Genomic DNA, 15,190 nt, shown 5'->3' on the forward strand with positions numbered 1-15,190 from the left:
GTTTAGGTTTTTTGGAGTAATTCGATGTGTTTTCTATTTAAGCGAATGATTCCTTGATTTTCTAACGTCTTTAAAATACGAGAGATAACAACTCTAGAGGTGTTTAATTCATCAGCGAGTTCTTGATGGGTGTTGTGAATAAACGTACTGTTGTAAATCTTGCCTTTGTCTTGGAGTAGTTTACATAAGCGCTCTTCCATATTCATGAAAGCCAAACTGTCAACAGCAACTAACAATTCATTCATTCTGTTGTTGTAGCTCGTCAATACGAAGTTGCGCCAGCTTTTATAACGAACGAGCCAATCGTCCATTTTACTTACAGGAACTAAGATGACACTCCCATCTTTTTCTGCAATTGAGCGCACTTGACTCTTCGTTTCTCCTAAACAACAGGTTAAGGTCATCGCACAGGTATCTCCTTCTTCAATATAGTACAGTACAATCTCTCCTTCTTTTTGATCTTCGCGTATAATTTTGATCGCACCAGATAATAATAAAGGAATTTTTTTAATGTATTCCCCAATTTCCATCAGGCGTTCTCCTTCTGTAAAATCTTTAATTGTTGATACTTCAATGATTTCATCTAACAATTTTTCTTCAAAAAGATTGCGGTATTTCTCTCTAATAATATGTCCCATAATAACTCCTCTCGTTGTTTGGATTTAAAGATAGTATAAATGGTTTAGGTATCAAAAATAGGAGAACATCTGTATCTAATTTTTAATGTGGCAGCCATTTTTTGACCAATCCATAAAACCAAGTTCCTGCTAAAGCCCCAATAATAGCTATGATAATGGGGTAAAAACCTGCGCCTAGTAAGGCAAACATAGGGCCAGGACATGCACCTCCAAGCGCCCAACCTAACCCAAAGAACGTTCCGCCAATTAAATAACGGGGAATACTCTTTTCTTTGGGGTGAAAAAGAATGGGATTTCCAGAAAAATCCTTCATTTTTTTCTTCTTTATGATTAGGGTTGCAATTACGGCTAACGTAAGGGCAGTACCCATAATTCCATACATGTGGAAGCTGTCAAATTGGAACATTTCGTAAATTCTAAACCAAGAAGCGGCTCCTGATTTGAACATACCAATACCAAATATCATTCCTACAAATAAGTAAGCTATTTTTTTCATTTTTGATGCGTTTAGAATAAGAAAGGAAAAATAAGATGAACCATAATGAGCCCACCGATAAAGAATCCAATAACAGCGATTAGAGAAGGTAATTGGAAGTTACTCAAGCCCGAAATGGCATGTCCAGAAGTACATCCACCTGCATATCTCGATCCAAAACCAACAAAAAAACCAGCAACTAATAGTAAAAGGATGGTTTTAATAGAGGAAAAGGCATCATCGCCATATAATTCTGTCGGGACATAGGTTTTACCTGCGCTTTCAAATCCCAATTTGTTTAATTTCTGAATGGTGTTTTCTCCTAAAGGAACGGCTGCAGCGTCTACACTTAAGAAATGATAAGCGATAAAACCACCAAGTATAGTTCCTACTAAGAAGAGTAAATTCCACGTTTGGGCTTTCCAATTGAAGCAGAAAAAATCACACGTTTTTCCAGCTCCCATCATAGAACACATCGTTCGTAAATTGGAAGAAAAGCCAAATGTTTTCCCCATAAAAAGGAGGAGTACTAAAGTTGTGGCAATAAAAAGTCCACCAATATACCAAGGCCAAGGTTCGTAAATCCAATGTATCATAACACGTCTATTTAATTTTGTATGGGGCAAATTTCTACATTATTTTATTGGTGTACAGTAACTTTTGATACATTCAGTTTAAATTGAAGGAGAAGTAGGTATAATAGCTATAAAAAACAAAAGAAAATATCGGATAATGAAAAAGGATTTAGTAGCTTTATATTTAATCAACAAAAAACAAAAATTAAACTAGTAGAATTATGAATACAGGAAAGAAACATAGAGTTGTTTTTCAAATGAATACGGAAAATATCAATGAACAAAACGCTTTAGTGACCTATGTAACGAATGTGATTAACCATTGGGGAAATGATGTAGAAATCCATGTGGTGGTACATGGCCCCGCTATTGGAATGGTGAGAAAAACGAAAACGATGGTAGGCGATGCTTTGAAACAAGCCATTCAAAAAGGCGTTCAATTTTTTGCATGTGAAAACACGATTCGCGTACGTCAAATAGAGAAAGATGATATTATAGAACACGTGGCTTATGTACCTTCGGGATTGATCGCTATTATTGAAAAACAAGAAGAGGGATGGGCGTATATTAAATGCAATTTATAGCGGTCAAAACATCCACTCTATTTACCTTTGTGTCCAAATGAATAAAGACTAATTAATGAATATTGTTACTGCAGATTTCTGTGCTTATCTACATGCTGAGGTAGTTGGAGATAAGGAAGTTGAGCACTTCGAAATTCATCGTGTTTCTGTTGATAGCAGAACGCTTTTGAATGATAGTACAACCTTGTTTTTCGCATTAGTTGGACCAAATCACGATGGGCATGCCTATATTGAGGAACTTATTCGATTGGGAGTTACCTACTTTGTGGTATCTGATCAATCAAAAATAATACAGCAGCCAGGAGTAACGTATTTTGTGGTACAGGATACGTTACACGCGCTGCAACAAGCAGCCACTTGGCATCGTAAAAAATTTGATATTCCCGTAGTGGGAATAACGGGAAGTAGAGGAAAAACGGTAGTCAAAGAATGGCTGAATTTTCTACTGAGCAATGAATATTCCATTATCAAAAGTCCGAAGAGTTACAACTCACAAACGGGAGTTCCTTTATCGGTATTTGGAATGGCCGAACAACACACGATCGGTTTGTTTGAAGTCGGGATATCTACGATTGATGAGATGAAGCATTTGCAACCCATTGTGCAACCAACTTTGGGAATTATTACCTCGCTTACAAGTGAACATCAAGACGGATTTGAAAATGAAGAACAGAAGATCCGAGAAAAGATGGAACTGTTTGTTCACACACCTATAATACTGGGGGAAAAAGACAGTCGAATTATCGCTGCATTACCTCCAACAACTACGTTTATTACTTGGAGTTTAACGGATTCAAATTCAGACTTATACGGTCAAGTGAAAGGAGATAAGTTAATTGTACTATATAATAAGGTAGAAACCTTCACTGTAGAACTCCCTTTTACAGATGAATTTGCCGTTCGAAATTGCATGACTTGTATCTTGACAATGCTGGTGATGAAGTATCCGGTTGAGGCGATACAAGCACGCATTAAAAAGTTGTATGCGGTTGAATTGCGCTTGCAAGTAAAAAAGGGAATCAACAATTGTTCGATTATTGATGATGCTTATAGCTCCGATTTTCAATCGTTGAGTATTGCTTTAGATTTCTTGGAAAAGCATCGAAGTAATGCGAATAAAACGGTTATTCTTTCGGATGTTTTTCACAGTGGATTAGAACCTAAAGAATTATATCAACAAGTCAATCACTTATTGACGAGTTACCAAATTGGAAAAGTGATTTGCATTGGGGAAGAAATTGGTCAATATGGCAAAGATTCTATTGCGATGCGTTTCTTTGCTTCTACGGATGAATTCCTGCAAAAAGTATCCATGGATGAATTTGTCGATGAAACAATCTTAGTGAAAGGAGCCCGCGGTTTTCGCTTTGATAAAATTGTTAGTTTATTAGAGGAAAAAACACATGAAACGGTATTGGAGATCAACCTTACCGCTATTCGACATAATTTAAATTTCTATCGTTCTAAATTAAAACCAGAAACAAAAACCATGGTTATGGTGAAGGCGTTTGGTTATGGACATGGAAGCGTAGAAATTGCGAAGTTATTGGAACATGAAAAAGTCAGTTATTTAGGAGTGGCTTTTGCGGATGAGGGAATTGCACTGCGCAAAGCGGGAATCAAAACGAATATCATTGTAATGAATCCAGAGATTAGCGCTTTTTCCGCTATGCTCGCGTATGATTTAGAACCGGAGATTTATTCGATTCGAGAGCTACAAGCTTTTCTTCAAATTGTACGTGAAAAAAATGCATATCAATATCCGATACATATTAAGGTAGAAACAGGGATGCATCGCCACGGATTTGTTGCACAGGAATTGAATGAACTGATTGCAATTTTAAAGCACAGCAATAGCGTGGAGGTGAAATCTATTTTTTCACATCTGTCGTCTAGTGATATGGATATCTACCAGGATTTCACTTTAGGACAAATGGAACTGTTTGAAAAAAGTAGTACCTATATTAAGGAGCAATTACAGATTCAACCGATTTTACATATTTTGAATACTTCGGGTATTTTCAACTATGCATCTTATCAAATGGATATGGTGCGTTTGGGTATTGGATTGTACGGAATCGGAAATGATGCAGGTGAAATGAAACAATTGCGCAATGTAGGAACGTTAAAAACCCGCATCATGCAAGTGAAAGAAATTGATACCGCTGAGAGCGTTGGCTATGGTCGTCGTTTTAGAGCAGAGCATCCAACGAAGATTGCAACGGTTCCGATTGGATATGCAGATGGTATTCATCGCGTATGGGGAAGTAATGGTGGTTATGTTTTAATACAAAATCAAAAAGCACCGATAACAGGATCGATTTGTATGGACATGTTAATGGTTGATGTAACAGCAATTAATTGTAGGGAAGGTGATGAGGTAATTATTTTTGGAGAAGATTTACCGACCACGATTATAGCGGAGGCTATTCACACGATTCCGTACGAGATTATAACAAGTGTATCTCAAAGAGTTAAAAGAATTTTTTTTGAAGAGTGAAAAAAAGTTTTTTTTTAGAATAAAATAAGTATTTTTGTTAAAAGCAATCAATAAAAATTTAACTATGGGATTTTTAAAAGAATTTAAAGAATTTGCTGTAAAAGGCAATGTAATGGACCTAGCAGTAGGGGTTATCATTGGGGGAGCATTTGGTAAAATCGTTACAAGTATCGTAAATGATGTTATTATGCCCTTAGTATCTGCAATCATTGGTACACCAGACTTTACCAATATGTATGTAGTTTTAAAAGGAGAAGCTCCAGACGGTGCACCTTTAGCTGCAGCAAGAGGAGTAGATGGTAACGTTATCTTTGCTTACGGTAGTTTCATTACAGAGGTAATCAACTTTACGTTATTGGCATTCTGTGTATTCTTAATGGTAAAAGGAATTAACCAATTGAGAAAGAAAGAAGAGGCTGCAGTTGCACCAGAGCCAGCAGGACCGCCAGCACCAACGCAAGAGGATTTATTGGCAGAGATCAGAGATTTGTTGAAAAATCAAGGAAAATAAACGATTATAATTTAATCAAAGAAAAAAGGAGATTGGAACTAACCAATCTCCTTTTTTTATGCGCTTTATTAAAGTAGATATTAAAGATGTCTTTCATCTTGTTTTTAATTTAGTTAAAGTTTTATTTAGCAGAAATTAAGATGATGCAATAATTGAGGGTGTATTGTTAACTTTGATAGGTCGTTTTGGTGCTATTGTTTGATTATTTTGCTTTTGTTAACATCTGTTTTTATGGTTAGTGTATTCTTTTAAGATTTTGTTTTTCGTTATATTATACTGTATCTTCCCACATAGAATTAGACTTTAAGGGGTGTCTTTGTAATTGTTTGTAAAACAATGCAATACATTTTTTAACTTTTTCGTATTGTAAAAAAATAACATAAAATTAGCAAATGTCGATTTTTTGTTATTTGTTTGTTAAACAATTTAAAATTAATAAAACATGAGGAAAATTGTACTTCATTTCTTCTTTGTTATAGCAGCCTTGCTAATGGTAAATGAGGGGTTTGCGCAAAGCAGAAAGGTTACAGGACGCGTTTCTGATGGGGATGGGTATCCTCTTCCAGGAGCGAGTGTGTTGATTAAAGGTACCCAAGAAGGTGTTGGTACTGACTTAGATGGTAATTTCTCCATTAACGTAAAAGATGATAATGCTGTTTTAGTGTTTTCATTTGTTATGATGAATTCTGTGGAGAAGAAAGTCGGAAAAGCCAGCGTTATCAACGTAGTCTTAAAAGAAGACAGTACGTTAGACGAAATTAACATCGTTACAACAGGTTACGAGTCTGTGAACAAAAGAACGTTTACAGGGGCAGTTAGTAGAATTTCTGAAAAAGAATTAAAAGTAGATGGTGTTCCTGACGTGAGTAGAATGATCGAAGGGAAAGCAGCTGGGGTAACAGTACAAAACGTTACTGGTACATTTGGTGCTGCACCGAAAATCACAGTTCGTGGTTCTTCTTCTATTTTTGGTGATACAAAACCGTTATGGGTTATTGATGGTATGGTTCAAGAAGAAATTATCAACGTTTCTTTCGAGGATTTAGCTTCGGGTAACGCTTCAACTATGTTGAGTTCTGCTGTTGCAGGGTTGAACGCGAATGACGTGTTGAGTATTGAGATTTTGAAAGATGCTGCTGCTACTTCTATTTATGGTGCTCGCGCAATGAATGGAGTAGTTGTAATTACTACTAAATCAGGTAGGAAAAATACACCTTTAACTGTAAACTATAATATGGAAAACACAATTCGTGAAATTCCTAATTATGGAAGTTTTGATATTTTAAATTCTCAATCTACAATGGGGATTTTATTAGAGATGGAAGATAAAGGATTGTTAACTGATCCTACTATTTCTCAAGGGAGATATGGTGGTATCTACAATTTATGGTTTAAATCTTATAATACCTACGATCCACTAGGAGGAGAAGATCATAAAGGTGGTTATAGAGAGATAAATACACCAGGTAATAAATATGATTTCTTACGTCAATACGAGTATGCTAATACAGATTGGTTCAAGCACTTGTTTAGACCATCAATTATGCAAAATCACTCGTTGAGTTTTAGTGGGGGTAGTGAAAATGCTACATATTATGCATCTGTTGGATATATGAAAGATCCAGGATGGACAATTGCAGACCAAGTACAACGTATTACGGCCAACTTAAAAACGACATTCTACTTTAATGATAGAATGAATTTAGGTTTGTCAACTGTATTTTCTAGCAGAAAACAAGATGCTCCAGGAAGTTTTGACCGTCAAGATGACCCTGTTGGAGGATCCGTATCACGTGATTTTGATATCAACCCATTTAACTATGCTTTGAATACATCAAGAGCGCTTCGTCCATATGATAATGATGGGTTCTATGAAACTTATAGACAAAACTGGGCACCTTTTAATATTTTAAATGAGCTTGATAATAATAATATGACTTTAGATGTAAAGGATATTAAATTACAAGCAGATTTTGAGTATAAATTAATGGATGGTTTGAAATTTAATTCATCAGCTGCATTGCGCTATGTTATTTCAGATCGTGATCATGATGTTCGTGAAGGGTCAAACGTAGTTCAAGCATTTAGAGCTGCTGAAACTACAGTTGTAAAAGATCAAAATATTTACTTATACCAAGACCCAGATCATTTAGATGGTGAAAAAGAAGTGGTATTGAAAGATGGAGGTATCTGGTATAGATATCAAAATAAAATGACAGCTATCAACTGGAGAAATTCATTCTCTTATGATAAGATTTTTGGAAAAAATGGTCAACATGAAATTAATGCTTTCGGAGGTTCTGAAATCAGAGTAATTGATCGCGATTTTAGTGCTCAGGATACATATGGAATTATGTATGATAATGGATATTTAGGAAATCCTAACCATAAACTATATCGCAAGTTATTTGCAGAAGGGGATGCTTTATTTAAAAGAGGATATGAGAAAGAACGTAATGTAGGTTTCTTTGCGAGAGTTAACTATACATATGATGGAAAATATACTGCTTCATTAACTGGTCGTTATGATGCTTCTAATCAACAAGGGCAATCGGGTGCTATGTGGTTACCTACATGGACAGCTTCGGGTAAATGGAATATTATCCAGGAAGAATGGATGATGAATCAAACTACATTTTCTGATTTAAGTTTAAGAGGTTCTTATGGTTTGACTGCTACTGCAGGACCAGCATCCAACTCGTCAGCTGTATTTAAAAACGCTTTAACAGTATCTCGTTTTGACCCAAATACAAGAGAAGTTGGTATGCAAATTGAAAACCTTAAAAATGGTGATTTAACTTGGGAAAAACAATATGAGGCAAATATTGGGCTTGATATGGGATTATTTAAAAACAGAATCTATTTATCAACAGATATTTATCAAAGACAAGCTTTTGATTTAGTAGATCAAGTTAGAACATCAGGAATCGGAGGTGAGACATACAAATGGGGTAATAATGCCGATATGACAACTAAAGGAGTTGAGTTAAGTTTAACGACAAGAAATATCGATACTAAATCATTCAAATGGACATCAAATCTGAATGTGTCTTATTACGATCAAAAAATTAAAAAATTAAGCTATACACCACGTGCGTTCGATTTAATAGCAAAAACAGGTGGTAATGTAGTAGGTAAGCCAAGAAACGTATTATATTCTTATGAATTTACAGGTTTGAACTCAGAAGGATTACCAACATATGTAATGGCTGATGGTGAAACGGATAACGTAGGTGGTGCTAACTTCCAAGATACTCAAGATGTTGTAGGTTATTTGAAATATGAAGGTACAGTTGAGCCAAACAAAACAATTGGTTTTAATAATACATTCCAATACGAAAACTGGTCTTTAGATGTAATGACTGTGGCTGCTTGGGGGAACGTAGTTCGTTTAGATCCTAATTTTAGTTCTCAATACAACGATACACAAATCTTTACAAAAGCAATGAATAACCGTTGGGTGATTGCAGGTGATGAGAATACTACAAATGTACCTGTTATTGCTTCTGCTGATATGATTGATAAATATGGTCGTAGTTTAGATAGAGCTTATAATACTTATAACTATTCTGATCAACGTATTGCGAAAGGTGATTTTATCCGTATTAAGAATATTACATTAGGATATGAATTCCCTGAGTTAGTTAAAAAACAAATGAGAGTATCGTCTTTAGGAGTGAAATTATCAGTAACAAATCCTTTCTTATTATATTCTGATAAAAAGTTAAATGGACAAGATCCTGAATTCTTCAGAGTAGGAGGGGTAGCTATGCCAGTTACAAGACAGTATACATTAACATTGAACTTATCAATTTAATCAATCAAAGTATGAGATATTTAAAATATATTACGGGAGTTGTTGCAGGTATTGCTTTGGTAGGTTGTTCTAGTTTTTTAGAAGAGAATCCTGATCAAAGAACTACTATAGATAGTCCTGAAAAGATTAAGCAATTATTAGTTTACGCTTATCCGTCTGCAAATAATTTTTATGCTTTAGAAGCAATGACGGATAATTTTGGAGACTCTAGAAGAACAGCTAATACTGCTTTAGATAATACTGCATATTATTCTTGGAAAGATGAAACTCAAGAAAGTTGGGATTCCCCTTCGGAATTTTGGGAGGCTTCATATAAAGCAATTTCTCAAGCAAATCAAGCGTTAGAATCTGTAGAAACAGTACAGATGACAAAAGAAATGTATGAAGGAATTAAAGGTGAAGCATTGTTAGCTCGTGCTTATGCTCACTGGATGTTAGCAAATACGTTTTGTGAAGCATATGATCCAAATACAGCTGCTTCTAAGCAAGGTATTCCTTATGTTGATGAAGTAGAAGAAGAGTTAATTAAAGAATACAAAAGAGGTACTTTAGCTGACGTTTATGCTCGATTAGAGGCGGATATTGTTGAAGGAGTTCGTTTAGCAAAAGATGAAGCGTTTTTTAGCCCTAATCCAAGCTTCCACTTTACTAAAGGAGCAGGATCGGCTTTAGCAGCACGTTTCTTTGCTCATAAAGGAGACTGGGATAAAGTATTAGAATATACGAACGTTTTTGGAGACAAGGCAATAAATTTGCGTGACATTAGAACATATGCTGGTGTTTTCCCTAATGCACAAGGTCAACTTTACGGTGATCAAAAAGAAAAAGCAAATTTATTGATTGTAGGATCTAGATCTTTATTAAGAAGATATTATTCATCGATTAGATTTGGAATGGTTCGTCCTATTTTAAATGATATGATGAGCAAATATAATCCTTATGGAAGAAGTTATGCTTATGAAATGTCATACTGGGCAAGTCAAGATGTATATTTCCAACCTAAGTTCCATGAATATTTCGTATATGAAAATCAAGGAGCTGGAACTGGAATGCCTTATGTGAATGTTCCTTTATTAACAGTTGACGAAGCTTTCTTGTATCGAATTGAGGCAAAAATCATGAAAGATCAATATGATGAAGCCGCTAATATGATTGGTTATTTTGCTAAATTTAAAACAGCAGGTAATTTGAATGAAAGTACCGTTACTTTAGCTAATGTATTAAGAGGTGTTCCGACTGCGGATGAATACAAACCTTTCTATCAGATGAATGATACGCAATCTCGTCTTATGAAGTATGTTTCAGAACTTAGACGTAGAGAATTTGTTCATATGGGATATAGATGGTTTGATATTAAACGTTTCAATTTAGAAGTTGTTCATACATTTGATATAGAAGGAACTAGAGAAGTTTTAACCGCACAAGATAAGCGTAAAGCAATTCAGTTACCACAAAGTGCGTTAGGGGCAGGTTTAACTCCAAATGAAAGATAATTATGAAACAGATATTTAAAAGTTTATTCGTATTGTCTATTTCTGCAATGCTATTTGTAAGCTGTGAAAAAGATGATAAGTTAGATTCTAACAGTTATATACCGGAAGAAAATCTTGTATTACTAAATGATACAGATAAGTTCTTATATGATAGATTTACCGAGCCATTTAATATTCAGGTAAAATATCGTTGGGATAGAAATATGTATGGTCCTACACGTGATAACAATAGAAACTTATTTCCACCTAAATTAGTAAATGTTAAACCAGCTTTCGAAATGGTTGATTTAGTTTGGATTCAAAGTTATGTTGATGTAGCAGGAATTGAATTCGTTAAAAAATTAAGACCAGTCTCTTTATTGACAGCTGGAGGATATGCTTTTAATGATGATGGTACTAGAACATTAGGTTTAGCTTCAGGTGGTGTGCAAATTACATTGTATGAAGTTGATTATTTAGAGAAAAGTTTAGAATCAGCTCAACAGTTTATTCATACAATTCAACATGAATATATTCATATTATAAACCAAGATAGAGAATTCAATCAACCAGAATTCAGTAAAATGAATGTGGGGTCTTATACAACACAATGGTTTGAAATTGATAGTAAATTGTCTGCGAAAGGATGGACTATCGATAAGTATGCAAATACTTTAGGTTTCTTAACTAGTTATTCACGTTCAAATAGTATCGAAGATTTTGCTGAGACAGCTTCATTTATGTTGTCAAAGACACCAGAAGAATATAAAGCAATCCTTGACGAGGTTAGAAGAATTGATGGATTGCCTCAGTCTCAAAGAGATGCTATGGGATTAACTGAAGAGTTTTACAAACCAGGAGGAGCTAACAAGATTGAGTACAAAGTTAATTTCGTAAGAGATTATTTTAAAAAGAACTTTGATATTGATTTTGATGAATTATGTAGAGTAGCTGTTCAACATGCTAAGGAATCTCCAATGTTGAATAGAAATACTTCACCAAATGGAATTTTGTCAACGTTTGGAGTGAAAAACGGTAGTTCTTTCGGTTCTAAAGCTAATGTAAGATACTGTCAACATCATGCTGATGTTCTTAAACAAGTAAAAGATTTGTAATATGAAGAAGGCATATAGAAAAATTAATATGTTAGGAAAAGCTTTAGCTTTAGTACTTATTAGTGGGCTTGCATTGACATCTTGTCAAAATAATGATAATGATTTGTATCAAGATGATCCAATTGTACGTCTTGCAAAAGCAAAACAACAAATGAAAGATCATTTGGTAAATGAAAGTGCTGAGGGTTGGATTGTTACTTTCCGTCCTGATGGAGGTAAACAATTAGGAGAGTTCAATGTTTGGTTTGATTTTAAAGAAGATTGGAAAGTCGATGTTAAAACTGATTTTGATGTTAATAATTTAGGCGTTGAATCTAGTGATTTTAACTTTACAATGTTGAGAACTTTCGCTTTAAGTTTCCCTTATGGAAATAAAATTCATGAATTTACACAAGGTTCATTTATAAATAAAGCAGGTGAGGAGGAAATGTATAGTAATCGTAGCGATATTGAATTTTTGTTTAAAGATTATTTAGCAAACGGAGATATTTTAACTACAGGTTACCTTTCTGGACAAGATGTTGTTTTTCGTAAAGCTACGCAAGAAGATAAAAAATTTAGATTTGATGCAAAGTGGCAAATATACGATCAGTTAGAAGAGATGAAGCAAGTTACTTTAATACAGGATGGAGTATCTAAAAGATTAAATTTCTTAGCTAATGAAAGACATCGCTCCGCTTATATTGGAAAAATTAGTGGTAACTCTATTTCTGAAATGTTAACTGAAACTGGTATTGTTACTTTTGGTGTGAACGATGCAGGGGAAGTAGAATTGGTTCCAGCTTTAGAATTAGAGAATGGAAAAACGATTGATAAATTAGTTTTGATTGGAAACACTTTTTATGGAGAAGCCGACAGTGAGAACACAATTTTGATTCGTAAGTAATATGGTAAAAAGAGTCGCAATTGCGACTCTTTTTTTTATTTCAAACAAATTGTATTTTTGCAATTCACTTAGTCAGTATATGTATACTGACTTTTTTAGTTATGGCAGTAGTAAAAGAAATTATAGTAGATTCGGGAACACTTTATGTTTGGCATATTACCGAATCCTTAGAGGAATTAAGAGCATCACTTCAATTAAGTGCCGTCAGCGAAGAACGTTTGACTAAGATGAAGTCTGAGAATCATCAAAAGGCTTTTTTAGCTGTTCGTCAAGTTTTACGTCAATTAAATATTGCGGAGGCGGATTTGTGCTATGATACAAATGGGAAACCTAGTTTATGTACAGGGAAACATATTTCGATTTCTCATTCATTTGATTATGCAATAGTAGCTATTAGTAAAGAAAATATTGGAGTTGACGTCGAATTGATTCGCGATAAGATTATCCGTTTGAGTAATAAATTTTGTAATGAAAAAGAATTAGCCTTAGCACCAGTTCTTTTAGAAGATAAAAAAGAGTATTTAACGGAAATTTGGTCTGTGAAAGAGGCGTTGTTTAAAATGTGCAATTCGCGCAGTCTGAGTTTCGCTCAAGATATGGATGTTGATGTTAAACAGAAACAAGCGAAGATTAGTCAAGGTGATTTTAAAATTAATATGCACTATCATACTTTTCGCTTGGAGAATTACGTGTTTGTTGTTAGTTATTAAAATAGTAAATGAAAATTGAGTCAATTTTCGTAAATTGCTCAAAAATTTTAGATATGGAAGATAATCAACCTATTTATGCTGTTGCTCATGAATCGGATACGGTTAAGGCACAGTTTTACAGAAGAACCTATGGTAATTTAGCTTTAGGTGTACTTGCATTTATTGTATTTGAAACCATTTTATTGAATACACCTTTCGTTGTAAACGGGATGTTTCAATTATTAGGTATGGGTAAATTCTCTTGGTTAATCATCTTAGGTGCCTTTATGGGAGTTACTTGGTTTGCACAAAACTTAACTTATAAAACAGCTAATAAACCACAGCAATATGCTGGGTTTATGTTGTATGTATTGGCAGAAGCCTTTTTGTTCGTTCCTATTTTAGTTGTTGCACTAAGCATGACTGGGGATTCATCGTTGATTGTTCAAGCAGGTGTATTGACACTAGCTTTATTTTTAGGATTAACAGGTGTCGTATTTGGATCGAATGCAAACTTCTCATTCATGCGTTCTATTCTAACGATTGGATTTTTCTTGGCGTTAGGAACTATTGTTGCAGGAATGTTATTTGGCTTTGACCTTGGTTTATGGTTTTCTTTAGCCATGGTAGCTTTGGCATCGGGTTCAATCTTATATTCAACTTGGCAAATTAAAAACGAATATGCAGCAGATCAATATGTACCTGCAGCGTTGAGCTTGTTTGCTTCATTAATGCTATTGTTCTGGTATATCTTGAGAATCTTAATGAGTAGAAACAATTAATCGAAGTAAAAAATACAGTAAAGCCATACGATTCGTATGGCTTTTTTTATAAGCTAAAAGTATGATTGAGTTTTTCTTTGGAGCCTATCGCGAAACAAGCTGGCTCAATATTGGATTAGAAAGTATCGTTTTTGTTTTTGGTATCCTCAGTGTGTGGTATGCAGGCAAGGAAAATATTCTCGTCTATCCTACAGGTTTAATAGCAACGGTAATTACAGTCTATTTGCTTTATTTAGCCGGTTATTTGGGCGATATGATACTTAATGGATACTATTCCTGTATGAGCATTTATGGTTGGTATAATTGGTCTAGAATGAAGGCCGGGGAACAAGTCGTACAAATTAGTCGAACGAATGCCAAAGAAAAGAGAATAGGAGTAGCGGTTTTTGTGCTTACGATAGCAATTGTATATGCAGTGTACCGCCTGACGAATACGCCAATAGCTCCAGAGAATTATATCGATATTTTTACTTCGGGTGTGTTCTTTTTAGGAATGTACTATATGGCTTTGAAGAAGATAGAAAATTGGACGATGTGGTTGATTGGAAATATCATTTCTGTTCCGTTATATGCTTATCGAGGATTGGGAATTTTAGCTATCCAGTTTATAATTTTTACTATATTGGTTGTCCAAGCATATATTACTTGGTATAAAATTTTAAAAAAAGAAGAAGTGACTCATGGATAGACAAGAATTAATTAGGGAATTAAATTTTAAAGCGGTGCGAAGTGGTGGAGCAGGAGGACAACATGTTAATAAAGTTTCTTCTAAAGTAGTTTTGTTTTGGAATCTAGCGGATTCAACTGTTTTTAATGAAGAAGAAAAAAGTAGATTATCAAAGAAATTGAGCAATTATATTTCGAAAGAAGGACTGTTTATCTTGAGTGCCGAAGAAACAAGAAGCCAGATTAAGAATAAAGAATTAGTCATTCAGAAGTTAATCGCCTTACTTAAGGTGGCGCTCACGCAACAAAAGATTCGAAAAGAAACGAAAGTTCCCAAAAGTGTCATTCGAAAAAATCAGGAAAACAAGAAGAAATTATCCCTGAAAAAAGAATTGAGAAAGCGAATTATATAACATACAGATAATGTAAAGGTGATTCTTGTGTAATGTAGTTGTTTTATCATTGATAAAATATTTATGT

Annotated in this window: 14 protein-coding genes; 11 read left to right on the forward strand and 3 right to left on the reverse strand. The window is 34.5% G+C overall.

Annotated elements, in window-relative coordinates:
* Positions 1 to 2: 2 nt before the first annotated feature.
* The 3 genes from M2306_RS16070 to M2306_RS16080 form a co-directional block, all read right to left on the reverse strand.
* A complete protein-coding gene (locus M2306_RS16070; protein WP_115091867.1) occupies positions 3 to 638 on the reverse strand; it encodes a Crp/Fnr family transcriptional regulator in 636 nt (211 codons plus the stop codon).
* Between the two features lie 82 nt (positions 639 to 720).
* The gene (locus M2306_RS16075) at positions 721 to 1,134 is read right to left on the reverse strand and encodes a DUF6691 family protein (RefSeq protein WP_002987863.1); all 414 of its coding nucleotides are present in this window, start codon (positions 1,132 to 1,134) and stop codon (positions 721 to 723) included.
* An 11-nt stretch (positions 1,135 to 1,145) separates the two neighbouring features.
* A complete protein-coding gene (locus M2306_RS16080) occupies positions 1,146 to 1,706 on the reverse strand; it encodes a YeeE/YedE family protein (protein ID WP_181816765.1) in 561 nt (186 codons plus the stop codon).
* Positions 1,707 to 1,909: 203 nt separating this feature from the next.
* On the opposite strand from M2306_RS16080, the gene M2306_RS16085 reads away from it, so the two are divergent.
* The 11 genes from M2306_RS16085 to arfB all read left to right on the forward strand — a co-directional run bounded on the left by M2306_RS16085 (position 1,910) and on the right by arfB (position 15,123).
* Complete coding sequence (locus tag M2306_RS16085; protein WP_259190282.1) at positions 1,910 to 2,272, forward strand: DsrE family protein; 363 nt, start codon at positions 1,910 to 1,912, stop codon at positions 2,270 to 2,272.
* Positions 2,273 to 2,327: 55 nt separating this feature from the next.
* Positions 2,328 to 4,772, forward strand: a complete 2,445-nt coding sequence (locus M2306_RS16090; protein WP_259190281.1) for a bifunctional UDP-N-acetylmuramoyl-tripeptide:D-alanyl-D-alanine ligase/alanine racemase — start codon at positions 2,328 to 2,330, stop codon at positions 4,770 to 4,772.
* Between the two features lie 64 nt (positions 4,773 to 4,836).
* Entirely contained in the window at positions 4,837 to 5,283 is a 447-nt protein-coding gene (mscL, locus tag M2306_RS16095; protein WP_060874807.1) for a large conductance mechanosensitive channel protein MscL, read from the forward strand.
* Between the two features lie 442 nt (positions 5,284 to 5,725).
* Complete coding sequence (locus M2306_RS16100; RefSeq protein WP_115091864.1) at positions 5,726 to 9,100, forward strand: SusC/RagA family TonB-linked outer membrane protein; 3,375 nt, start codon at positions 5,726 to 5,728, stop codon at positions 9,098 to 9,100.
* A gap of 11 nt (positions 9,101 to 9,111) precedes the next feature.
* The gene (locus tag M2306_RS16105; RefSeq protein ID WP_115091863.1) at positions 9,112 to 10,593 is read left to right on the forward strand and encodes a RagB/SusD family nutrient uptake outer membrane protein; all 1,482 of its coding nucleotides are present in this window, start codon (positions 9,112 to 9,114) and stop codon (positions 10,591 to 10,593) included.
* A gap of 2 nt (positions 10,594 to 10,595) precedes the next feature.
* The gene (locus M2306_RS16110) at positions 10,596 to 11,687 is read left to right on the forward strand and encodes a putative zinc-binding metallopeptidase (protein ID WP_115091862.1); all 1,092 of its coding nucleotides are present in this window, start codon (positions 10,596 to 10,598) and stop codon (positions 11,685 to 11,687) included.
* A gap of 1 nt (position 11,688) precedes the next feature.
* Positions 11,689 to 12,573 (forward strand): DUF4302 domain-containing protein, encoded by an 885-nt coding sequence (locus M2306_RS16115; RefSeq protein ID WP_115091861.1) that lies wholly within the window; start codon positions 11,689 to 11,691, stop codon positions 12,571 to 12,573.
* Between the two features lie 101 nt (positions 12,574 to 12,674).
* Positions 12,675 to 13,283: a 4'-phosphopantetheinyl transferase family protein gene (locus M2306_RS16120; RefSeq protein ID WP_259190278.1), complete on the forward strand. Its 609-nt coding sequence runs from the start codon at positions 12,675 to 12,677 to the stop codon at positions 13,281 to 13,283.
* 53 nt (positions 13,284 to 13,336) lie between these two features.
* Entirely contained in the window at positions 13,337 to 14,044 is a 708-nt protein-coding gene (locus M2306_RS16125) for a Bax inhibitor-1/YccA family protein (RefSeq protein WP_181816738.1), read from the forward strand.
* Positions 14,045 to 14,105: 61 nt separating this feature from the next.
* Positions 14,106 to 14,732: a nicotinamide riboside transporter PnuC gene (gene pnuC, locus M2306_RS16130; RefSeq protein ID WP_259190266.1), complete on the forward strand. Its 627-nt coding sequence runs from the start codon at positions 14,106 to 14,108 to the stop codon at positions 14,730 to 14,732.
* Positions 14,725 to 15,123, forward strand: a complete 399-nt coding sequence (gene arfB / locus M2306_RS16135; RefSeq protein ID WP_115091857.1) for an alternative ribosome rescue aminoacyl-tRNA hydrolase ArfB — start codon at positions 14,725 to 14,727, stop codon at positions 15,121 to 15,123. Before pnuC ends, arfB begins: the two co-directional genes overlap by 8 nt.
* The last annotated feature ends 67 nt before the right edge of the window (positions 15,124 to 15,190 follow it).

The organism is Myroides gitamensis, from assembly GCF_029894455.1.
Classification (GTDB): domain Bacteria; phylum Bacteroidota; class Bacteroidia; order Flavobacteriales; family Flavobacteriaceae; genus Flavobacterium; species Flavobacterium odoratum.